Origin of the sequence: Cellulomonas humilata (assembly GCF_013359775.1) — a bacterium.
Taxonomy (GTDB): Bacteria; Actinomycetota; Actinomycetes; order Actinomycetales; family Cellulomonadaceae; genus Cellulomonas; species Cellulomonas humilata.
The window spans coordinates 14,325-35,046 of record NZ_JABMCI010000059.1 but is presented as its reverse complement, the minus strand read 5'-3'; the positions used below and the strand labels follow the sequence as shown (position 1 = coordinate 35,046).

General features: G+C 72.9%; 18 protein-coding genes. 9 read left to right on the top strand and 9 right to left on the bottom strand.

Features of this window, described 5'->3' with window-relative positions; all coding sequences use genetic code 11:
• Window positions 1-12: 12 nt before the first annotated feature.
• From HP550_RS07410 to HP550_RS07400, 3 genes are read right to left on the bottom strand one after another with little or no spacing between them, the layout of a single operon-like run.
• Window positions 13-861: a carbohydrate ABC transporter permease gene (locus HP550_RS07410; protein WP_056095899.1), complete on the bottom strand. Its 849-nt coding sequence runs from the start codon at window positions 859-861 to the stop codon at window positions 13-15.
• The gene (locus HP550_RS07405) at window positions 861-1,820 is read right to left on the bottom strand and encodes a carbohydrate ABC transporter permease (protein ID WP_175346951.1); all 960 of its coding nucleotides are present in this window, start codon (window positions 1,818-1,820) and stop codon (window positions 861-863) included. Before HP550_RS07405 ends, HP550_RS07410 begins: the two co-directional genes overlap by 1 nt.
• Window positions 1,817-3,112 carry an extracellular solute-binding protein gene (locus HP550_RS07400; RefSeq protein WP_175346950.1) on the bottom strand — a complete coding sequence of 432 codons (1,296 nt, stop codon included), beginning with the start codon at window positions 3,110-3,112 and terminating at the stop codon, window positions 1,817-1,819. Before HP550_RS07400 ends, HP550_RS07405 begins: the two co-directional genes overlap by 4 nt.
• 139 nt (window positions 3,113-3,251) lie before the next feature.
• Here HP550_RS07400 and HP550_RS07395 point away from each other — a divergent pair, with 139 nt between their 5' ends.
• From HP550_RS07395 to HP550_RS07370, 6 genes are all read left to right on the top strand, one after another.
• On the top strand, window positions 3,252-3,887 hold the full coding sequence (locus HP550_RS07395) for a carbonic anhydrase (RefSeq protein ID WP_343048035.1): 636 nt from the start codon (window positions 3,252-3,254) through the stop codon (window positions 3,885-3,887).
• Window positions 3,888-3,908: 21 nt separating this feature from the next.
• Window positions 3,909-5,306 (top strand): class II fumarate hydratase, encoded by a 1,398-nt coding sequence (locus HP550_RS07390; RefSeq protein WP_246280665.1) that lies wholly within the window; start codon window positions 3,909-3,911, stop codon window positions 5,304-5,306.
• A 166-nt stretch (window positions 5,307-5,472) separates the two neighbouring features.
• Window positions 5,473-8,772, top strand: a complete 3,300-nt coding sequence (locus HP550_RS07385; RefSeq protein ID WP_175346948.1) for an FtsX-like permease family protein — start codon at window positions 5,473-5,475, stop codon at window positions 8,770-8,772.
• Window positions 8,769-11,567, top strand: coding sequence for an FtsX-like permease family protein (locus HP550_RS07380; protein ID WP_175346947.1), 2,799 nt, complete (start codon window positions 8,769-8,771; stop codon window positions 11,565-11,567). The genes HP550_RS07385 and HP550_RS07380 overlap by 4 nt, the downstream gene beginning before the upstream one ends.
• 37 nt (window positions 11,568-11,604) lie before the next feature.
• Window positions 11,605-12,633, top strand: a complete 1,029-nt coding sequence (locus tag HP550_RS07375) for an ABC transporter ATP-binding protein (RefSeq protein WP_175346946.1) — start codon at window positions 11,605-11,607, stop codon at window positions 12,631-12,633.
• Window positions 12,630-13,349: an ABC transporter ATP-binding protein gene (locus HP550_RS07370; RefSeq protein ID WP_175346945.1), complete on the top strand. Its 720-nt coding sequence runs from the start codon at window positions 12,630-12,632 to the stop codon at window positions 13,347-13,349. Before HP550_RS07375 ends, HP550_RS07370 begins: the two co-directional genes overlap by 4 nt.
• A 6-nt stretch (window positions 13,350-13,355) precedes the next feature.
• Here HP550_RS07370 and HP550_RS07365 read toward each other — a convergent pair whose 3' ends face one another.
• Window positions 13,356-13,985, bottom strand: a complete 630-nt coding sequence (locus HP550_RS07365; protein ID WP_210767787.1) for a class I SAM-dependent methyltransferase — start codon at window positions 13,983-13,985, stop codon at window positions 13,356-13,358.
• Window positions 13,986-14,043: 58 nt separating this feature from the next.
• Here HP550_RS07365 and HP550_RS07360 point away from each other — a divergent pair, with 58 nt between their 5' ends.
• Window positions 14,044-14,505 (top strand): MarR family winged helix-turn-helix transcriptional regulator, encoded by a 462-nt coding sequence (locus HP550_RS07360; RefSeq protein WP_175346944.1) that lies wholly within the window; start codon window positions 14,044-14,046, stop codon window positions 14,503-14,505.
• 49 nt (window positions 14,506-14,554) lie between these two features.
• On the opposite strand, the gene phoH2 is transcribed toward HP550_RS07360, so the two are convergent.
• Both phoH2 and HP550_RS07350 read right to left on the bottom strand, forming a co-directional pair.
• Window positions 14,555-15,946: an RNA 5'-3' helicase PhoH2 gene (gene phoH2 / locus HP550_RS07355; RefSeq protein WP_175346943.1), complete on the bottom strand. Its 1,392-nt coding sequence runs from the start codon at window positions 15,944-15,946 to the stop codon at window positions 14,555-14,557.
• A 285-nt stretch (window positions 15,947-16,231) separates the two neighbouring features.
• A complete protein-coding gene (locus tag HP550_RS07350; protein ID WP_175346942.1) occupies window positions 16,232-16,993 on the bottom strand; it encodes an isoprenyl transferase in 762 nt (253 codons plus the stop codon).
• Window positions 16,994-17,200: 207 nt separating this feature from the next.
• Here HP550_RS07350 and trhA point away from each other — a divergent pair, with 207 nt between their 5' ends.
• On the top strand, window positions 17,201-17,941 hold the full coding sequence (gene trhA / locus HP550_RS07345; RefSeq protein ID WP_175346941.1) for a PAQR family membrane homeostasis protein TrhA: 741 nt from the start codon (window positions 17,201-17,203) through the stop codon (window positions 17,939-17,941).
• Between the two features lie 3 nt (window positions 17,942-17,944).
• Here trhA and HP550_RS07340 read toward each other — a convergent pair whose 3' ends face one another.
• Genes HP550_RS07340 through mca form a run of 3 tightly spaced genes read right to left on the bottom strand, consistent with a single transcriptional unit; the run spans window position 17,945 to window position 19,994 of the window.
• Window positions 17,945-18,778: a carbon-nitrogen hydrolase family protein gene (locus tag HP550_RS07340; protein ID WP_175346940.1), complete on the bottom strand. Its 834-nt coding sequence runs from the start codon at window positions 18,776-18,778 to the stop codon at window positions 17,945-17,947.
• Window positions 18,775-19,125, bottom strand: coding sequence for a hypothetical protein (locus tag HP550_RS07335; RefSeq protein WP_175346939.1), 351 nt, complete (start codon window positions 19,123-19,125; stop codon window positions 18,775-18,777). The genes HP550_RS07340 and HP550_RS07335 overlap by 4 nt, the downstream gene beginning before the upstream one ends.
• Window positions 19,122-19,994 (bottom strand): mycothiol conjugate amidase Mca, encoded by an 873-nt coding sequence (gene mca / locus HP550_RS07330; protein ID WP_343048034.1) that lies wholly within the window; start codon window positions 19,992-19,994, stop codon window positions 19,122-19,124. The genes HP550_RS07335 and mca overlap by 4 nt, the downstream gene beginning before the upstream one ends.
• Before the next feature lie 159 nt (window positions 19,995-20,153).
• Here mca and HP550_RS07325 point away from each other — a divergent pair, with 159 nt between their 5' ends.
• Window positions 20,154-20,576, top strand: coding sequence for a DUF4307 domain-containing protein (locus tag HP550_RS07325; protein ID WP_343048033.1), 423 nt, complete (start codon window positions 20,154-20,156; stop codon window positions 20,574-20,576).
• Window positions 20,577-20,722: the final 146 nt, after the last annotated feature.

Genomic DNA, 20,722 nt, shown 5'->3' with positions numbered 1-20,722 from the left:
TCTCCTTCGTGGTCAGCCCTTGACGGCGCCCTGGGTCAGGCCGGACACGATCTGGCGTTGGAAGAGCAGGACGAGGATGACCACCGGGATGGTCACGATGATGGCGGCGGCAGAGATCGACCCCGTCGGCTCCTCGAACTGCGAGGCGCCGGTGAAGAACGCCAGCGCCGCCGGGACGGGACGGGCCCGGTCGGTCGACGTGAGCGAGATGCCGTACACGAAGTCGTTCCACGCGATGAAGAACGCGATGAGCGCGGTGGTGAACACCCCCGGCGCTGCGAGCGGCACGATCGCCTTGCGGAACGCCTGCCACGTGGTCGCCCCGTCCACCTGCGCGGCCTGCTCGAGCTCCCAGGGGATCTGCCGGAAGAACGCGGCGAGGGTCCAGATGGAGATCGGGAGGGTCAGCGACAGGTACGGGATGATCAGGCCGAGCCAGGTGTCGTACAGGCCGATGTTCCGCCACAGGTTGAACAGCGGCGTGACGATCGAGATGACCGGGAAGATCGAGACGCCCAGCGCAGTGAGCAGGACCATCCGCTTGCCCGGGAAGTCGAGCCGCGCGATCGCGTAGGCGGCGAGCGTGGCGAGCACGACGGCGATGGCCGTGGCGATCAGCGAGATGCCGATCGAGTTGCGCAGCGAGGACAAAAACAGGGTCTGCGCGGACCCGCCCGGAGCGAGGATCTCCTCGTAGTTCACGGTCGTCCAGGTCTTCGGCCAGAACAGCCCGAGGTTGAGCTGGCTCGGCAGCTTGAACGACGTCGCGAAGATCGACACGATCGGGAAGAGGGCGTACGCGAGGACGAAGATCGTGATGAGGGCCCAGGCGATCTTGGCCCTGGTCGACAGCTGCTTCATCAGCCGGCCCCCCTCGCGCCGCCGGCCAGATCGACCTTGAACAGCTTGACCGCGATCCAGCAGATCAGGATCACGCACAGGAAGAGCAGCACGGAGATCGCCGACCCGAGGCCGATCTCCAGCCGTCCGATCGATGTCCGGTAGGCGAGCAGCGAGAGCACCTCGGTGCCGTTGGCCCCGTTGGTCATGATGAACACGTTGTCGAAGATGCGGAACGCGTCGAGCGCACGGAACAGGACCGCCACCATGATCGCGGCCTTCATGTTCGGCAGGACCACCCGCGTGAGGCGCTGCCACCACGTCGCGCCGTCGACCTCGGCGGCCTCCTCCAGCTCGGTCGGCACCTGCGAGAGGCCGGCGAGCAGGAGGAGCGAGATGAACGGCGTGGTCTTCCATATCTCCGACATGATGATGACGAAGAGGCTGGTGCCCTGCTGGGCGAACCAGTTGAGGTCCGTGCTGATCCCGGGCACCCAGGCGAACCAGTGGTTGACGTACCCCGAGTTGATGTCGAACGCGTAGAACCACGCGAAGGCCGAGACCACGGTGATGATCCCGTACGGCACCAGGATGGCCGTGCGGAGCAGGCCGCGGAGCTGCGTGATGGCGCGGTGCATGACGAGCGCGAGCGCGAACCCGAGGAGCAGCTCGATCACCACCGTCACCACCGTGATGAAGACGGTGACACCGAGCGCCTGCCAGAAGAGCGGATCGGTGAGCACGACGGCGTAGTTGTTCAGGCCGGTGAAGCTCCTGTCGTCCGGCGCGGTGAGCCGGAAGTTGAAGAGCGAGTCGTAGAAGGCCTGCAGGATCGGGTACAGCGTGACGGCGAGCATGACGACGAACGCGGGCCCCGCGAGCAGCCAGCCGAGACGGGCCTCGGACTTCGCCCGATCGCTGCGGCCGGCCTTCGCTGCGGCGTCGCGCAGATCCGGTCTCTTGTCGGCGACCGTGGTCATAGCAGCTGCTCCCCTCGAAGCACAGCGGTGATCAGGTCCGTCGACTCTGTCGGCGTCGTCGCCGGGTCGACTGCGCTCGGCGGGTGCCAGGTCTGCTGCAGGCCGGTGGACACCTCGTTGTAGTACGGCGTCTGCGGCCGCGGGACGGCGAGCTCGAGGGACTCCCGGATGACGTCCGCCATCGGGAACGCCTCGGTGACCGCAGGGTCGTCGTAGGCCTCGGTGTTGGACGGCGGGTTGCCGTTCGTCGCGAAGTACTGCGCCTGGTGCTCGGGGGTGACGATGCACTCCGCCGCCTTGTAGGACAGGTCGACGTAGTTGCTGAAGGCCCCGATCCCCAGGTTGATCCCGCCGTACGGGGGTGCGCTCGGCTGCCCCTCGGTCACCTGCGGGTACAGCGCCCAGCCGATGTCGTCGAGCAGCGCCTGCTCGAACGTGCCGTCCTCGACGCCCGCCTTCGTGGCGGACCAGACGAACGGCCAGTTGACCATGAACGAGCCCTTGTCGCCCTGGAAGATGGACAGCGACGCGCCCTCGTCCTCCGTCGGCAGGGCGGGACCGCCGAGGTTCTCCTTGCCGATGGTGCCGATGATCGTCGCGGCGGCCTCGCCGGCCGGGCTCTCCAGCCCGAGCGTCAGCTCGTCCGCCGGAGCCTCGGGGTTCTCGAGGATCGAGCCCCCGGCAGACGCGACGAGGGCGTTGATCCACACCGTGAGCGACTCGGCCTTCGTGCCCTGGACGGCGAGGTACTTGTCCTGTTCCTGCGACGCGGTCATGATCTGGTCCCACGTCACCGGTGCCTTGGCCGGGTCGAGCCCCGACGCCGCGGCGACCGACTTGCGGTACCAGAGCAGCTGGGTGTTCGCCCAGAACGGGACCGAGACGAGCTCGTCGTCCCACGTGGCCCCGGCCAGGGCGCCCGCGACGACGTTCTCCGTCACCCGCTGCGCGACGTCGTCGGGCACGGGCGCCAGGAACCCAGGTTCGGCCATCTCGGGGACGAACGGCGGGTCCAGGCTCATGATGTCGATCGACGAGTCCTTGGCGGCGAGGCGTCGGGCCAGCTGCTCGCGCTGGGCGCTGGCGTCGCGCGGCAGGACCGACGTCTCGATCACGTACTCGCCGTTCGCGGCTTCCGTGCACTGCTTGGCGATCTCCGCCTGGCCGCCGTCGTCCGGGTTGATGTACCAGGTGAGCACGGGGGCTCCGGACCCGGATCCTGCACACGCGGCCAGCGGGACCGCCACCGCCAGCCCGGTGACGAGGGCCAGAGCCCGTCTGCGTCGTCCCACGGAACACCCCCTCAGGCGGAGACCTCGGCGTCTCACCCCCTTGGCTACACCCAACGGGTGAAGACGCGCCACCGGAACGGGTCGCCCGACTGCTGGAACGCAGCCTGCGGACCGCCCGCGGACCTGCGAGCATGACGCCGTGCCACGACCCAAGACGCCCGCCGAGGCCCTGTCCGCGCTGCGCGAAGGGAACGAGCGGTTCGTCCGCGGCGAGATGCTCCACCCGTCCCAGGGGGTCGGTCACCGCTCCGAGCTGAGCGTCGCGCAGTACCCGTTCGCGGTGATCTTCGGCTGCTCGGACTCCCGGGTCGCGGCCGAGATCATCTTCGACCAGGGCCTCGGAGACGTGTTCGTCGTGCGGACCGCGGGCCACGTCCTGGACACCACCGTGATCGGCTCGATCGAGTACGGCGTGGACGTGCTCGGCGCCTCGCTGGTCGTCGTCCTGGGGCACGACAGCTGCGGGGCGGTCGCGGCCGCGACGACGGCGCTGACCACGGGCGAGCTGCCGACGGGCTTCGTCCGCGCCATCGTCGACCGGGTCATCCCGAGCATCGTCAACCTGGCCGGCGGGGGTCTGGGCGCCCTGGACTCGCTCGACCCGGCCGTCCTGGGGCACGAGCACGTGCGGCACACCGTGCAGATGCTCCAGGGGTACTCGCGGTCGCTCGCGGAGTCCGTGACGGAGGGGCGCGTGGCGATCGTCGGGCTCGAGTACACGCTGGTGGACGGGACCGTGCACCTGACGGAGTCGCTGGGCGACGTCGGGGTGTAGACGTGCGGCAGGATGGCCCGCATGACTTCTGAGTTCCGGATCGAGCACGACACGATGGGCGAGGTGCGCGTCCCCGTCGACGCCCTCTACCGCGCGCAGACGCAGCGCGCCGTGGAGAACTTCCCCATCTCCGGCAGCCGGCTCGAGCGCAGCCACATCGAGGCGCTGGCCCGCATCAAGAAGGCGGCGGCCCGCGCGAACGCCGAGCTGGGGGTGCTCGAGCAGGACATCGCCGACGCCATCGTCGCGGCGGCCGACGACGTCGCGAGCGGCGCGCACGACGGCGACTTCCCGATCGACGTCTACCAGACCGGCTCGGGCACCAGCTCGAACATGAACACCAACGAGGTGCTGGCCACGCTGGCCACACGGCGGCTCGGCCGCGACGTGCACCCGAACGACCACGTCAACGCCTCGCAGTCGTCCAACGACGTGTTCCCCACGTCCGTGCACGTCGCCGCGACCGCGGGCGTGGTCCGCGACCTGATCCCCGCGCTGGCCCACCTGGCCGAGGCGCTGGAAGCCAAGGGCGTGGAGTGGGCGCAGGTGGTCAAGTCCGGCCGCACCCACCTCATGGACGCGACCCCCGTGACGCTCGGGCAGGAGTTCGGCGGGTACGCGGCCGCGATCCGGTACGGGATCGAGCGGCTCGAGTCCGCACTCCCCCGCGCGGCCGAGGTCCCCCTGGGCGGCACCGCGGTCGGCACCGGCATCAACACCCCCGCCGGCTTCCCGCAGCGCGTGATCGAGCTGCTGCGCGAGGACACGGGCCTGCCACTGACCGAGGCACGGGACCACTTCGAGGCGCAGAGCTCCCGCGACGGGCTCGTCGAGCTGTCCGGTGCGCTGCGCACCATCGCGGTCAGCCTCACCAAGATCTGCAACGACCTGCGCTGGATGGGCTCCGGCCCGAACACCGGCCTGGGGGAGATCGCGATCCCCGACCTGCAGCCGGGCTCGTCGATCATGCCCGGCAAGGTGAACCCGGTCATCCCGGAGGCCGTGCTCATGGTCGCCGCGCGGGTCGTCGGCAACGACGCCACGGTCGCGTGGGCCGGCGCGAGCGGGTCGTTCGAGCTCAACGTGCAGATCCCCGTGATCGCCGCCGGCGTGCTGGAGTCGGTCCGGCTGCTGGCCAACGCCTCGCGGCTGCTCGCCGACAAGACGGTGGTCGGCCTGGTCGCCAACGTCGAGCGCGCCCGTGCCCTGGCCGAGTCGTCGCCGTCGATCGTCACACCGCTCAACCGCGTGATCGGGTACGAGGCCGCCGCGAAGATCGCCAAGCACGCCGTCAAGCACGGGATCACCGTGCGCGCCGCGGTGATCGACCTGGGCTTCGTCGAGCGCGGCGAGGTCACCGAGGAGCAGCTGGACAGCGCGCTCGACGTGCTGAGCATGACGCGCCCGCCCCAGCGCTGAGCCCCGTGCGGTGACGTGGCCTGCTCGGGCCACGTCACCGTTCGGTCACGGTCTGCGGAATCGCTCCCACACCCACGGCCTGCTCGTTTACGCTCTCTGGACCGCGCGCACCTGACCGGTACAGGAGCGCGTCCGCGGTCGGACGACGAGGTCACGAGGGGGTCGGATGGGCTGGAGCCTGCGCGTGCTGCGCCACCGCGCCGCCGCCCAGCGGACCCTTCTGGCCACCGTCCTCGCCGTCGCACTCGTCGGCGCGAGCCTGCTCGGCACGTTCGCGCTGCTGCTGTTCTCCAGCGAGAACCGCGCCATGGACGCCGCCCTGACTCGTGCCCCGGCCGCAGCCACCGACATCGATGTCGAGCTCAGCCTCGACCGCGGCAGCCCGCTCGGCGCCACCGAGGCCGGTCAGGCCTACCTCGACGACCTCCTGGGCGACATCCCGTCGACGCGTGCGCAGTGGCTCACCTCGCCGCTGTACCGGCTGCTGTCCGAGGGCGACACGGTCGGCACCCCCATGGCCTACCTGGCCGTCAACCCGGAGATCCCGGACCACGCCACGCTGGCGGCGGGTGCGTGGCCCACCGCGGTGGCGGACGAGAGCCGCGTCGAGGTCGCCGTGCCCAAGGTCGCCGCCGACCGGTACGGCTGGACGGTCGGTACCGAGCTGCCGCTGCGGAACCTCACCACGTACGAGCAGAGCACGGTCGCGGTCGTCGTGGGCATCCACGAGCTGGGCAAGCCGCGCAGCCTCTGGACCCGTGACCTCCTGCAGGGCGCCCAGCACGACCCCCGGTACCCGGTGCCCGGCTCCTTCGGCTTCATCGCCACCGACGCGTGGGGGCCGTTCGTCGTCGCACCCGAGTCGCTCACCGCCACGGGGTCGGTCGCGACGGCCAGGATGGTCGCGTCCCCGCAGCTCGCGGACAGCCCGCCCGGCGCGGTCGAGGCCGTGCGCGAGCGGCTCGACGACGCCCAGGCCACGCTGGTCGCCGACACCGAGTTCGACGTGGTCACCGCCCAGTTCCGCTCGCGTCTGGCCGCCACGATCGACGTGGCGCAGGGCAACCTCGCGGTGACCCGGGTCAGCCTCGTCATCGTCGGGCTCATGCTCGTCGTGCTCGCGGTCACCGTCCTCCTGCTGGCGGCGCGCCTGCTCGCCGACCGCCGCGCCCCGGAACAGACCCTCATGTCCTCCCGTGGGGCGTCCGGCCGTCAGCTCCTGGGGCTCGCGGCGCTCGAGGCGGCGGGCGTCGCGCTGGTGACCACGCTCGTGTCGCCGTGGCTCGCCGTCCTGCTGTTCCAGGCGATCACCTCCGTCGGTCTCCTTGCGGAGGCGGGACTGCACCACGACCCGGGCCGCCCCGCGTCGCTGTGGATCACCTGCGTCGTCTCGTCCTTCGTGCTCGCCGGCGTGCTGCTCGGACCGCTGCTGCGGCGGCGCGGGAGCGTCGTCGACGCCGAGCAGCAGCTCGTCCGCCAGGACCGCCGGGGCGGGCTCGCCCGGTCCGGGGCCGACCTCGCGCTCGTGGTGCTCGCGGCTCTCGCCGTGTGGCAGCTGCGGGCCTACCGGTCGCCCGTCGTCGAGGCGGGCTCAGGACGGATCGACCCCGTCCTCGTGGCAGCGCCCGCCCTGCTGCTGCTCGCCGGCGCCGTCCTGGCCCTGCGGCTGCTGCCCCTGGTCGCGCACGCGGGCGAGCGGCTGGCCACCCGCAGCCGGTCTCTCATCGCCCCGCTCGCCGCGTGGGAGGTCGGTCGACGACCCGGCCGGGCAGCGGGCGCGGTCCTGCTGCTCACGCTGGCACTGGCGGTCGGCTCGTTCTCGCAGTCCTTCCTCGACACGTGGCGGACCTCGCAGGGCGACCAGGTGGACCTCGCCATGGGGACCGACGTGCGGCTGGACCGCGTGGACGGCTCGGGGATCGCGCAGGCGAGGACGGTCGACGCCCTGGCCGACGTGCAAGCGCTCAGCCCGGTGACGTTCCGCTCGGTCACCCTGGGACACCCCGCAGACGCCCCCGGCGAGAGCCGCGGCCACTCGGTCGACCTCCTCGCCATCGACACCACCCAGGCGGCCGAGCTGCTGCGCGGTCGGATCTCGCCGCCCTGGGAGACGATCACCGAACCCCTGCGACCGACGGAGCCGGCGACCGGCATCCCGCTCCCGGGTGCACCCACCGGCCTCCTGCTCGACGTCGAGACCTCCCTGTCCCCCGCCGTGAGCGGGGTCCTGCTGGTCAGCGTCGTGGTCGAGGACCCGCTCGGGACTCGGACGCCGGTGGAGCTGGAGCCGCTCCCGCTGGTCGGCGTCACGGACGACGTCGCCGTCACGCTGCCGGCGACCTCTCGGGGCCTGCAGCTGGTGGGGGTCGTGGCGCAGATCCTCACCGACCCGGAGGAGGACCCCGCGGCTCTGTTCGGGCAGGGCCTGGCCGACGTGCGGCTGGACGTGAGCCTGCGGGAGCTGCGCGTCGTCGAGCGATCCGCCGGCGCCACCGAGGACACCGTGACCCCGGTCGCGATCACCGCTGCCCCGTGGACCGTCCAGGGCGCCTTGCAGGAGAACAACAACCGACCCCTGATGTCGGTCCGCACCGGCGGCGACGTCCTGCTGGTCAGCGGCGGGATCGACCCGCTCGAGGTGCTCTTCGGGCGATCCGGGTTCGCGGCGGCGACGTTTGCCGCCCCCGGGCCGATCCCCGTGGTCGTGACGGACACCCTGGTGGCCGCGCTCGGCGTGGCGGAGGGCGACGAGCTCGAGCTCGACCTGGACGGCGTACGCGTGCCGGTGGTCGTCGAGCGGGAGGTCGCCTACCTGCCCGGTCTGCCCAAGGGCGCGGCCGTCCTGGTCGACCGGGACCTGCTCACGCGTGCGTCCCTGCTCGGCTCGTCGACGAGCCCGCTGCTGGACGAGTGGTGGCTCCAGGTCCCCGACTCGAGCGCGCCCGGCCTCGTCGAGCACGTCCGGCACGAGGACCTCGGTGTCGCGGTCGACCGGGTCACGGCACGCGAGGTCGCCATCGACGGGCCGCTACGCGTCGGCGTCCAGGCCGCGCTGTGGATCGTGACCATCGCCGCGGTGGCCCTCGCGGTCGCGGGCTTCGCCATGAGTGCGACCGTGGCGGTACGCACCCGTCGCCTCGAGCTGGCCCGCTTGCAGGCCCTCGGGGCCGCGCGTTCCGGCCTGGTCCGGTCCGTGCTGGTCGAGCACGGGATCCTCGGCGTGCTGGGCCTGCTCGCGGGACTCGCCCTCGGTGCCGTGCTGGGCCAGGTGGTCGCGCCGCTGGTCACCGTGTCCGCCGAGGGGGGCCGGCCCGTCCCGGCGGTGGTCGTGCAGTGGCCGTGGCCCACGCAGGCGACTCTCGTCGTCGTCCTCGTCGTGCTGGTCGGCGGCGCCGTCGCGCTCACCACCAGCTCGCTGCTGCGCCGGGCGTCGGGCGAGCTCCTGCGGCTGGGGGACGAGCGATGACGATCACGACGCTGCGCGCACGGACCGCCCAGGGCTGGCACTCGACCACGGCGGGTGCTGCTCTGGTCGCGCGCCGACGCAGCCGGCAGGACGCCGGCCTGCTGGTCCTGGCGGCCGCCGTGCTCGCGGTCACGGTGTTCATCGCGCTCGCGGTCCCCCGGATCGTGCTGCGGACCGCCGACGCCGGTGTGCAGCAAGCCGTCCGCGACGCAGGACCGGCGGCCGACGTCGTCACCGTGCTGGGCAGCGGGCCCGGACTCGCCTCCGTCGACTCCACCGGTCGGCCCGCGCGGATCGACAACGCGGCGACCCTGGTGGCGAACGCGGCGACGAGCATGCGGAAGTCGCTCCCAGCACCCCTCGCCGCCGTGACCGGGCCTGTGGTGACGGCGGTCCAGAGCTCCCCGCTCACCGCGCGGCTGGCCGACGGCTTCGTGGCCACCCGGATCGTGCACCTCGGCACCCCGACCACTCCCGACCCCCTCGTCCGGTGGGTGACGGGGGTCGAGCCGCGCATGACCCCCGAGCACCCGGTCGGATCGCCGAACCCGCGCCTGGTCGAGGTCGGGATGTCGGCCACCGCCGCGGACCGGCTCGGGATCACCGTCGGCGCACGGCTGCCGCTCACCGGCCCCACCCGCGGCGAGGCCGTGGCCGTCGTGACCGGCCTGTACGAGGCGGTCGACCCCGCGTCGCCCGTGTGGTCCACCTTCGCCGACCTGCTGGACCTCCAGCCGCCGCCCGCGGTGGCCGACGTCGCCGGCCGCGCTGGTCTCCTCACGTCGGACGCCTCCCTGCCCGACGCGATGCTGGCGATGCAGTCCACGAAGTCGATCACCACGGCCTTCCGGTTCCCCGCCGACCCGGCGGACCTGCGCGCCACCGACACGCGGACGGTCGCCCGGGCGGTCACGCAGCTCATCGCGATGCCGGGTCCGTTGACCGGGTCGGACGGGCGGACGCCCTCGGTCGACAGCGACCTCGACACCGTGCTGCAGGCCGCCGACGCCCGCCTGCTCGCGGGCACGGCGCAGACGTCGGTGCTCCTCGTGGGCCTCGGAGCGGTGGGAGCGCTGACGCTCGTCCTCGCCGCGCGGCTGCTGGTGGTCCGGCGCGAGACGTTCCTGCTCGCCGAGCGCGCCCGCGGTGCGTCCGTCGCGTCGGTTGGCCTGCGCGGGCTGGTGGAGAGCGTGCCGATCGTCGCCCTCGCCACGGCCGCCGGTGCGACGGGCGCCTGGCTGGTCGCGCCCGACCCCCGAGGGACCTGGGTGGTGGCCGCGGCGATCGTGCTGGTCGCCGCGACCGCCCCTGCGATCGCCGCCGCCGTGGTGGTGGCCGGCGCCTGGACGGGACGTCGGCTGCCCGCCAACCGGGCGGACCGCGAGCGCGTGCTCGGCCGTCGTCGCGCGCGCCGTCTGACCGCCGAGCTCGCGCTCGTGGCGGTCGCCGCGGCGGCGCTGGTGTCGGCGCGAGGGCGCGGGCTCGTGCAGACCGCCACGGGCAGCGTCGACCTGCTGCTCGCCGCCACCCCCGTCCTCCTCGCTGGCGCCGCGACGGTGCTCCTGGCGCGCGCGCTCCCACCACTGCTGCGCGGCCTGTCCGGCCTCGCCGCCCGGCAGCGCTCGCTGGTGCCCGTGGTCGCGACCGCCCGCGCCGGGCACACCGCGGGCACGCGCGTCCCCCTCCTCACCCTGACGATCGCCATCGCCCTCGTGGTCTTCTGCGGTACCACCGCCGTCACGGTCACCGCGGGGCAGGGCGTCGCCGCGGACATCGTGGTCGGGGCGCAGGTCCGCATCGACGGGAAGCTCGACCCCGCGGTGGTGGACGTGCTGCGCGACGCACCCGGTGTCACGGCCGTCGCCGGCGCCGCCGTGCTGAGCGAGCGGACGTTCGGGCGGTCGAGCGGGGTCAAGGCGCGGGTGCTGCTCGTCGACTCCGTCCCCCTGGCGCAGATCCTCGTCGCCCACGACCGTACGGTGGACCCCGGCCTGGCGGCGCTCGGGTCGGCGGGCGGCGGCGGGGTCCCGGCACTCATCTCGCCGGCGCTCCAGCGGACGTCCGAGCTCATCGCACCGGCCCTCATGGGCGCGACCGAGTTCGTCGACCTCGACGTCGTCGGCACCGCGGAGAACCCTCCGGTCCTGCCGACCAGCGCGTCGACCCTGTCCGTTGCCACGGGCGTGGTGGTGGTCGACCGAGCAGTGTTCGTCGAGGCCTCCGGCGACGAGCTGCCGGCGACGACGACCTGGGTGGACGGTCCCGGTGCCGTGGCCGCCGTGCGGGACGCAGGAGTGGCCGGCTCCCCGGGGATCACCGTGACCGAGCGCGACGAGTGGCTGAGCACCTGGCGGGCGTCCCCGCTCAACGCTGGCCTGCTCGCCCTCCTCGTCGCGACGGGTCTGGTCCTGGCCGGCTACGCGGCCCTCGGGCTGGTGCTCACCGTCGTGGCGACCAGCCGCGAGCGCGGCCGCACGCTGTCCGCGCTCCGGACGCTCGGGCTCGACGCCCGGACCGCGCGCGCGATGACGTTCGGCGAGCTGGCCCCGCTGGCGCTCGCCGCGGTCCTGGCGGGGACGGCGATCGGGATCGCGGTCCCCTGGGTGCTCACCGGCTCGCTCGGGCTCGACCTGCTCACGGGTGACCCCGCGGCGACATCGCTGCAGGTCACCTGGGTCCCGATCCTGGGAGCGACCGTCGCGGTGCTGGGCGCGCTCGCCGTCGCGGTCGGCGTGGAGTCCGCGGTCCGGCGGCGGGACCGGCTGGGCGAGGTGCTCCGGGTGGGCGAGCGATGAACGTGACAGACACCGGCACGATGCGCAGGAGGCCTTGATGAACGCGGTGCAGACGATCGAGGAGCCGACCCTCGGCGCGCTCGAGGCACGTGCCCGTCAGCGCACGGGTGACTTCGGGGAGCACGCGCTCATCGTGTGCGACTCCCTGGTCCGCATCTACCAGTCCGAGGGCGTCGAGGTGCAGGCGCTGCAGGGCCTCGACCTGCTCGTCGAGGACGGCGAGCTGGTGGCGATCGTCGGTGCCTCCGGCTCGGGGAAGTCGACCCTGCTGTCGGTGCTGTCCGGGCTGGACGTCCCTACCGCCGGCAAGGTGCGGGTGGGTCCGTGGGACCTCATGTCCATGTCGAGCGCACAACGGGTGGAGTACCGGCGGTCGATGGTCGGGTTCGTCTGGCAGCAGACCGCCCGCAACGTGGTGCCGTACCTGAGCGGGACGGAGAACGTCGCGTTCCCGATGGCGCTCGCCGGAGTGCGCCGCAAGGAGCGTGACCGGCGGGCCACCGAGCTGCTGGAGGTCCTCGGGGTCGGCTACTGCGCGGACCGTCGGCCCGGTCAGATGTCCGGCGGCGAGCAGCAGCGTGTCGCCATCGCGGTCGCCCTGGCCAACTCCCCGCAGGTCCTGTTCGCCGACGAGCCCACCGGGGAGCTGGACTCCGCGACCTCGCACGACGTCCTGGAGGGCCTACGGACGGTCAACCGCGAGCTGGGCACCACCGTCGTGGTCGTCACGCACGATCCCGGGGTGAGCGAGCACGTCCAGCGGACCGTGTCCATCCGCGACGGGCGCACCAGCTCGGAGGTCGTGCGGCGCACCCACACGCGCGACGACGGCACTGAGCACGTCGTCGCCGAGGAGCTGGCCGTGCTCGACCGGGCGGGCCGGGTGCAGCTGCCGCGGGAGTACCGCGAGGCCCTGAACCTCGTCGGGCGCGTGCGGCTGGCGCTCGAGGAGTCGCACGTGTCGCTCTGGCCGGACAGGCCCGCGCCGACGGCGCCCAGGCCGGGCGGCCGCCACTCGGCGACACACACGCAGGCGACTCCCGCCGAGCAGGAGGCCGACCGATGACCGCACCCACCACGACGGCGACGACCGCACCCGCCGGCACGGACGCGGTCGTCCGGGTCGAGCACGTCAGCCGCACCTACGGCACGGGCTCGGCGGCCGTGCACGCGCTCCAGGACGTCTCGTTCACCATCGCGCCGGGCGAGCTGGTCGCGCTCGTCGGGCGCTCTGGGTCGGGCAAGACCACGCTGCTCAACGTGATCGGCGGCCTCGACCGTCCGGACGGCGGCCGCGTGATCGTCGACGGGCGCGAGGTCTCGACGCTCGACGAGCGGGGCCTGGTCGAGCTGCGGCGCGACGTCGTCTCGTTCGTGTTCCAGACCTTCGGACTCGTCCCCGTGCTGTCCGCCGCGGAGAACGTGGGCGTACCGCTGCGCCTGCGCAAGCTGCCCACCAAGGACCGCGAGGCCCGCGTGCAGCTCCTCCTCGACCTGGTCGGCCTCGGCCCGCACGCGCTGCAGCGGCCCGGCGAGCTGTCCGGTGGGCAGCAGCAGCGCGTCGCCATCGCCCGCTCGCTGGCCAACTCCCCCCGCCTGCTGGTGGCCGACGAGCCCACCGGTCAGCTGGACACCGAGACCGGGACGGCCGTCATGGCCCTCATCCGCGCCGTGGTCGAGGCCGAGGGGATGACCGCGATCGTGTCCACGCACGACCCGCTCATGGTCTCGCTGGCCGACCGCGTGCTGCACATCGCCGACGGGAGGCTCGTCCAGGGCTGACGCGGGTCACTCCGGGCGCAGGACCAGGCGACCGACGGGGTTCAGCCACGACGTCCGGGCGAGCCGCCGCTCGCGCACGACGGAGGTGCCGGTGCCGAGCGACGCGGTCACGGACTCCTCCTGCGGGAGCGCCCACCGCACGTCGTAGACCCACGCCTGCCCGCCGGGTCGCAGCACCCGTCGGACCTCCCGCAGGCCGGCGTCCACGTCGGCCCAGTGGTGCTGGCTGAGGGTGGACACGACGAGGTCGAAGGTGGCGTCGGGCCAGGGCAGCTCCGCGACGTCGGCGACCGCGAAGGTCACGCCGGGCGTCGCTCTCTGCTGCGCCCAGGCGATCATCTCGGGCGAGACGTCGATCGCGTCGACCTGGAGCCCGGGAGCGGACTCGGCGATGCGGCGTGGCATCGTCCCGGGTCCGGTGCCGACGTCGAGCACGCGCGCTCCGCCGGGGAGCCGCAGGGCAGCGACGTCGCGGGCGACGCGACGGTAGAGCCGGCCCGCCAGGCGACCGGAGACGCGCTCGTACCGCCCCGGGTCGTTCATCGGCCCCATGCCGTGCCCGTGCGGGGTCAGGCGGCCGTGCAGACGACCACGCCCGTGCTGGTGGTCGTGCTGGTGGTGGTCGGTGTCGGTCATGGAGCTTCTCCCCTACAGTTGTGCGTCACAACTCTTACGACGACAGTAGGCGCAACAGTTGTACAACACAACCTTTCCCGACGACGACCTGAGCCGGTTCTTCCAGCAGCTCGCGCGTACGAGCGGCCTGCTCGAGTCGGTCCAGACGCCGCACGAGCACGCCGGCGTGCGGCTGTCGATGTCCGAGACGTTCGCGCTCGGCGAGCTCGCCGCCGCCGGGCCCCTGTCGCAGCAGGAGCTCGCCGACCGGCTGGGCCTGGAGAAGAGCACGGTCAGCCGGCTCGCCGCCGGGATGGAGGGGCGCGGATGGCTGCGGCGCGAGCGCCAGGCCGACAACCGTCGCCTGTACCGCCTGGAGCTCACCGCGGAGGGCAGCGACGTCGCGGCGCGCGTGGGCGCGGAGCTCCGGGAGCACCACGGCCGGCTGCTCGCCGGGCTGACTGAGCAGGAACGGCACGCGCTCCGCGTCGGGCTCGGCGCGCTGGTCCGGGAGCTGGACGCGGCACACCGGCACAGCTGAACGCCCGGGCCCCTCCGCGTGGCGGGGAGCCCGGGCGTCCGGAGGCCGATCAGACCTCGATGCCCTCCAGCAGCTCCGTGACGAGGGCCGCGACGGGCGACCGCTCGGAGCGCGTGAGCGTGATGTGCGCGAACAGCGGGTGCCCCTTGAGCGCCTCGATCACCGCGGCGACGCCGTCGTGGCGCCCGACGCGCAGGTTGTCGCGCTGGGCCACGTCGTGCGTGAGGACCACGCGCGAGCTCTGCCCGATGCGCGAGAGCACCGTCAGCAGGACGTTGCGCTCGAGCGACTGCGCCTCGTCGACGATCACGAACGCGTCGTGCAGGGAGCGTCCGCGGATGTGGGTGAGGGGCAGGACCTCGAGGATGTCGCGGTCCATGATCTCCTCGACGACCTCCTTGGACACCAGCGCGCCCAGGGTGTCGAACACGGCCTGCGCCCAGGGGTTCATCTTCTCGTCGGCGCTCCCCGGCAGGTAGCCGAGGTCCTGGCCGCCCACCGCGTACAGCGGTCGGAACACCATGACCTTGCGGTGCTGCCGGCGCTCCAGGACGGCCTCGAGGCCCGCGCAAAGCGCCAGAGCCGACTTGCCCGTGCCGGCGCGTCCGCCGAGCGAGACGATCCCGATCTCCTCGTCGAGCAGCAGGTCGATCGCGATCCGCTGCTCCGCGCTGCGGCCGTGCAGCCCGAACACGTCCTGGTCGCCGCGCACCAGCTGCACGTGCTTGTCTGCCGTCACGCGGCCGAGCGCCGAGCCGCGGGGGCTGTGCAGGACGACGCCGGTGTGGCAGAGCATGTCGTTGGGGGTCTGGTTCCCGCTGGCGCTCATCGGGGTGAACCCCGTCGCGATCTCGGCCAGCGGCACCGTCTCGTGCTCCCAGAGGTTCGCCATCTGCTGCTCGGCCAGGTCGAGGGCATCCATGCCGGTCCAGCCGGAGTCGACGGCCAGCTCGGCCCGGTACTCCTCCGCGCACAGCCCCACGGCCGACGCCTTGACCCGCATCGGCAGGTCCTTGGAGACGACGACGACGTCCTTGCCCTCGGCCGCGAGGTTGGCCGCGACGGCGAGGATCCGGGTGTCGTTGTCGCCCAGCCGGAAGCCGGCCGGCAGCACGGTGGGGTCGGTGTGGTTGAGCTCGACGCGCAGGGTGCCGCCGTCGTCACCGAGGGGGATCGGGATGTCGAGCCGGCCGTGCTCGATGCGCAGGTCGTCGAGCATCCGCAGGGCGGCCCGGGCGAAGTAGCCGAGCTCGGCGTGGTGCCGCTTGGCCTCGAGCTCCGTGATGACGACGACGGGGAGGACCACGTCGTGCTCCGCGAACCGCAGGATCGCCCGCGGGTCTGAGAGGAGCACCGAGGTGTCGAGCACGTGGGTCTTTCGAGACTGACCCAGCTCATCGGTCTCGACCGACTGGGGGTCGTGCTGCGCCTTGCTGACCACGGCAGGCTCCCTCCGGCGCTAGGTGCGCCGAGACGAGCACCGGACACCGGCGTCCTGCCAGAGCAGGACCACGCACCGACGTACGGCGACGGGACGGGGGCGGTCGGCCCCTCCAGGAACAGAGGGCCGGATCCGACCCTCCTCCCGGAGCGGATGCTCCATGGGCTGGCCTCCCGGGGACAACGGTCGCTGTCCTCTACGGCGGAACGTACGCCCGGGGCAGGACCCGTCCAGCACGACACGCGCAGATGTCACATGACGTTCACACAGCCGCCGGGTGAACCCTCAGCGACCGCCGCGACGCTCCCGGGCGGCGTAGGCGCGGACCGCCCGCAGGAAGTCCACACGGCGGAAGTCGGGCCAGTAGGCCTCGCAGAAGTAGAACTCCGAGTGCGCGCTCTGCCAGAGCAGGAAGCCACCGAGGCGCTGCTCCCCCGACGTCCGGATGACCAGCTCGGGGTCCGGCTGCCCCTTGGTGTACAGGTGCTCGGCGATGTGCTCGACGTCGAACGCCTCCGCCAGCTCGTCGAGGCTGGAGCCCGCATCGGCGTGCTGCCGCAGGAACGACTTCACGGCGTCGGCGATCTCACGCCGCCCGCCGTACCCGACGGCGATGTTGACGTGCAGGCCGACCACGCCGGCGGTGGCGTCCTGGGCCGAGACCAGGGCCTTGACCGTGTGGTCGGGCAGCAGGTCGAGCGCGCCGACCGCCTGGATGCGCCAGCGGCCCGTGGCGGCGAGCGTGCCGACCGCGTCCTCGATGATGCCGAGCAGCTGCTCGAGCTCGTCGGCGCCGCGGGAGAGGTTGTCCGTGGAGAGCATCCACAGCGTGACCACCTCGACGCCGATGTCCTCGCTCCACTGGAGCAGGTCCGCGATCTTGTCGGCGCCCGCCTGGTGCCCGTGCCGCGTCGACTCGCCCACGCTGCGCGCCCAGCGCCGGTTGCCGTCGAGGATGACCCCGACGTGGCGCGGCAGCCCGTCCTTCGGGAGCGACGCGGCGAGCTGGCGTTCGTACAGCCCGTAGAGCGGGCGGGGCAGACGCACGCGCACTCCTTCGTTCAGCCGACGGGAACCCGCTCACCGTACTCGCCGGGCGTGCCCCGCGGGCCCGGTCGTCCGCCCCGGGCCGGAGGTGCTCGCGCCGCGCGCGCGGTACGTTCGGCACGGTGCCGGCACGGGTTCGACACTCCTACCTACGGTGTCGTAACCTACGGGATCGTAGGTTCCCCGCTGACGAAGAGAGTCCGTTCCATGAGCTCCACCCCCGCGTCCGCTCCGGGACAGCAGCCGGGAACGGCCCTGGGCGGTCACGACGAGCCGGACGGCCTCGTCGAGCGAGTCGAGCGGGTCACTGAGAGCATCAAGCCGCACCTGCGGGGCTGGATCCACGCGGGCGTCACGCCGTTCGTGATCGTCGCGTCGATCGTGCTCGTCGTGCTCTCCCCGACACCGACGGCGAAGTGGTCCACCGCGGTGTTCGGGCTCACCGCCATCATGCTGTTCGGCACCAGCGCGATCTACCACCGCGGGCACTGGTCTCCCCGGACATCCGCCGTGCTGCGCCGGCTGGACCACACCAACATCTTCCTCATCATCGCGGGCACGTACACGCCGCTGTCAGTGCTCCTGCTGCCCGCGGACACCGCCCGCACGCTGCTCATCGTCGTGTGGACCGGCGCCCTGATCGGCACGCTGGCGCGGATCTTCTGGCTCAACGCTCCCCGGTGGGTCTACGTGCCCGTGTACGTGGCGCTCGGCTGGGTGGCGGTCTGGTTCTTCCCGTCGTTCTACCGCTCCGGAGGGCTGGCCATCCTGGTGCTCATCGCCGGCGGCGGGCTCGCGTACACGCTCGGTGCGATCGTCTACGGCACCAAGCGTCCCAACCCGAGCCCGCGCTGGTTCGGGTTCCACGAGATCTTCCACGTGCTCACCGTGGTCGGGTACGGGTGCCACTACGTCGCGGTGTCGATCGCGTCGTACGGCTCCGCCTGAGCCTCAGGCGACGGGCACGACCGTGTACCGGCGGTTGGCCAGCGACGGGTTCTGCTCGCGGACGCGCAGCAGCGCCGCGCCGTCCAGGTCCACCGTCCGCACCTGGGGCTGCTCGTCCATCTCCAGGCCGACGACGCCGTCGGGCGCGACGACCAGCGACCGCCCGGTGACGCCCTTGCCGGCCTGCCCGACGGCGACCACCGCGGCGGTGTTCTCGATCGCGCGGGCGATCGCCAGCGTCCGCCAGTGCATCGCCTTGAGCTCCCCGGACGCCCAGGCGGCGGGCACGACGAGCACCTGCGCGCCGGCGTCGACCAGCCGGCGGGCCGACTCGGGGAACCGCAGGTCGTAGCAGGTGAGCACCCCGAAGGTCAGGCCGCCGATGTCGAGCACGAGCGGCGGCGCGTCCACGGGTCCGGGCACCAGCCGGTCCGACTCCTTGTGGCCGAACGCGTCGTACAGGTGCACCTTGCGGTAGACCCCCACCAGCGCGCCGGTGCCGTCGACGGCCACGACCGCGTTCACCGCACGGGCGTCGCCGCCGTCGCCCGGCAGCGTCGTGCCCGCCAGCACCGCCACGCCGGTCGCCCGGGCGCGGTCGCGCAGCATGGTCACGAACGGTCCGTCCAGCGGCTCCGCGTGCTCCGCGCCGACGCCGCGCGGGTCGAAGCCGGACGCGTACTCCGGGAGCACCAGCACGTCCGCACGGGTGCGCGCCGCGGTGCGGAACGCGTCCTCGACCACCTGCCGGTTGGCCGTGTGGTCGTCGCTGACCTGGAGCTGCGCCACCGTCACGCGCACCGACGGGCGCTGCGGCGGTTGGGGTGCGGTGCTCATCGAGCAGGGCTTCCCGGTTCGTCGTCGGGGTGCACGTCCTTGGGCGCGACCTCGACGTCCGCGTCGACCTCGAGGTCGGGCCCGGCCGCGCCGGCGTCGACCACGCCGAGGTCGGCGTGCGGACCGGTCGACCGGTCGTCCTCGTCGTCGTCGAGCCCGAGCGCCTTCGCCCGTCGGTCGACGATGCGCAGCTGCTTGGTCAGCGACAGGAACAGGAACACCACCGCGATCGCGAGCGCGAACGTGAACACGAAGCCGAGGAACCCCGGCGACCCGACCGGCGTCCCGTCGATGGTCACGTCCGACGGCGACGGGCTCGGCGCGGCAGCGAGCAGGGCGACGATCATGAGCGCAGCCCGGCGAACAGGTCGTCCTCCGGGAGCGTGACGGGCACGCGCGAGCCGGCCAGCTCGTACTCCTCGGTGGGCCACTGGGCGATCTCGAGCTCGCGCGGGACCGCGAAGAAGAAGCCGTCGGGGTCGATCTGCGTGGCGTGCGCCCGCAGCGCGTCGTCACGCTGGCCGAAGTACGCCGAGCACTCGATGCGCGTGGTCACCTCACGCTCGGGCACCTCGCGCGCCTGCCGGGAGTCGAGCCAGTCACCGAACGGGGACTCGCGGCCGGCGGCGACGATCGCGTCGTGCACGGCCCGCATGCGCGCGAGCGAGAAGCCGTGGTTGTAGTAGAGCTTCGACGGCGTCCACGGCTGGCCCAGCCCGACGTAGCGGTCCGGGCTGCCTGCCGCCTCGAACGCCTCCATCGATACCCGGTGGCACATGATGTGGTCGGGGTGCGGGTAGCCGCCCGACGGGTCGTACGTGGTGATGACGTGCGGCCGGAACTCGCGCACCAGCTCGACCAGCGGGGCCGACGCCTCCTCCAGCGGGACCAGCGCGAAGCACCCCTCCGGCAGCGGAGGCAGCGGGTCCCCCTCGGGCAGACCGGAGTCGACGAAGCCCAGCCAGCGGTGCTGCACTCCGAGCGCGGCCGCGGCGGCCGCCATCTCGTGGCGCCGGTACTCCCGCATGCCGTCCAGGCCGCCCTCGACCGGCGGGTGCTGCGGGTTGAGCACGTCGCCGCGCTCACCACCCGTGCACGAGACCACCAGGACGTCGACGCCCTCGGCCACGTACTTCGCCATGGTCGCGGCACCCTTGCTCGACTCGTCGTCGGGGTGGGCGTGCACCGCCATCAGGCGCAGCCGCTCTCCGGTCACCTCGGGCCTCCCGTCGGTCGCCCGCCGATGGCCCGCCGGGACCGCGGAGTCGCGGTCCGCTCGGCACGGGCGGGTGGTGGGACGAGAGACAATGATCGCCTACCCGGCGCCGTCGTCGCGCCACCGAGCGTGCGCCCGCGCGCCTGCACGAGGAGCCCCGTGACCGAGTCGCCCGCCACCCGCCCACCGGCCGGGCGCTACGGCCCCGAGCCCACAGAACGGTCCGTGCGGCGCGGGCGCGCGGGGCTGGTCGCCGCCGGCGTCGTCGGTGTGGCGCTGGTGGTCTGGATCGGTCTCAACCTGGCCGGTCAGCCGGTGTCCTGGAAGGACGTCGGGTTCCACGTGGAGGACTCGCGCACCATCGAGGTGACGTTCGAGGTGACCAAGCCCAAGGAGTCGACGGTGACGTGCACGGTCACCGCGCTGTCGGAGTCGTACGCCCAGGTCGGCGTCCGCATCGTCGAGGTCGGACCGGCCGACTCGGCGACCCGCCGCGTCACCGCCACCGTGCAGACGACCGAGCTGGCGGTGAGCGGGACCGTGGAACCGTGCGAGCTCGTCGAGGAGCCCTCCGCCCCGTGACGACGCCGTTCTGCGGCTGAACGTCGGTCTGCGCCTGCCCGTCCTTGCTATCCTGTTCGTTTCACCGCCGCCCCGGTCCGGCGCCACCATGGCGTCCAGAACGAGCGGGGAGCGGCGGGAGCACCCCTCAGTACCCGATCACCGGA

Bases quoted from the DNA above. Each gene is read 5' to 3' on its own strand.
- HP550_RS07410 (WP_056095899.1), bottom strand. From the start codon at position 861: ATGAAGCAGCTGTCGACCAGGGCCAAGATCGCCTGGGCCCTCATCACG.
- HP550_RS07405 (WP_175346951.1), bottom strand. From the start codon at position 1,820: ATGACCACGGTCGCCGACAAGAGACCGGATCTGCGCGACGCCGCAGCG.
- HP550_RS07390 (WP_246280665.1), top strand. From the start codon at position 3,909: ATGACTTCTGAGTTCCGGATCGAGCACGACACGATGGGCGAGGTGCGC.
- HP550_RS07385 (WP_175346948.1), top strand. From the start codon at position 5,473: ATGGGCTGGAGCCTGCGCGTGCTGCGCCACCGCGCCGCCGCCCAGCGG.
- HP550_RS07380 (WP_175346947.1), top strand. From the start codon at position 8,769: ATGACGATCACGACGCTGCGCGCACGGACCGCCCAGGGCTGGCACTCG.
- HP550_RS07375 (WP_175346946.1), top strand. From the start codon at position 11,605: ATGAACGCGGTGCAGACGATCGAGGAGCCGACCCTCGGCGCGCTCGAG.
- HP550_RS07370 (WP_175346945.1), top strand. From the start codon at position 12,630: ATGACCGCACCCACCACGACGGCGACGACCGCACCCGCCGGCACGGAC.
- HP550_RS07365 (WP_210767787.1), bottom strand. From the start codon at position 13,985: ATGACCGACACCGACCACCACCAGCACGACCACCAGCACGGGCGTGGT.
- trhA (WP_175346941.1), top strand. From the start codon at position 17,201: ATGAGCTCCACCCCCGCGTCCGCTCCGGGACAGCAGCCGGGAACGGCC.
- HP550_RS07340 (WP_175346940.1), bottom strand. From the start codon at position 18,778: ATGAGCACCGCACCCCAACCGCCGCAGCGCCCGTCGGTGCGCGTGACG.
- HP550_RS07335 (WP_175346939.1), bottom strand. From the start codon at position 19,125: ATGATCGTCGCCCTGCTCGCTGCCGCGCCGAGCCCGTCGCCGTCGGAC.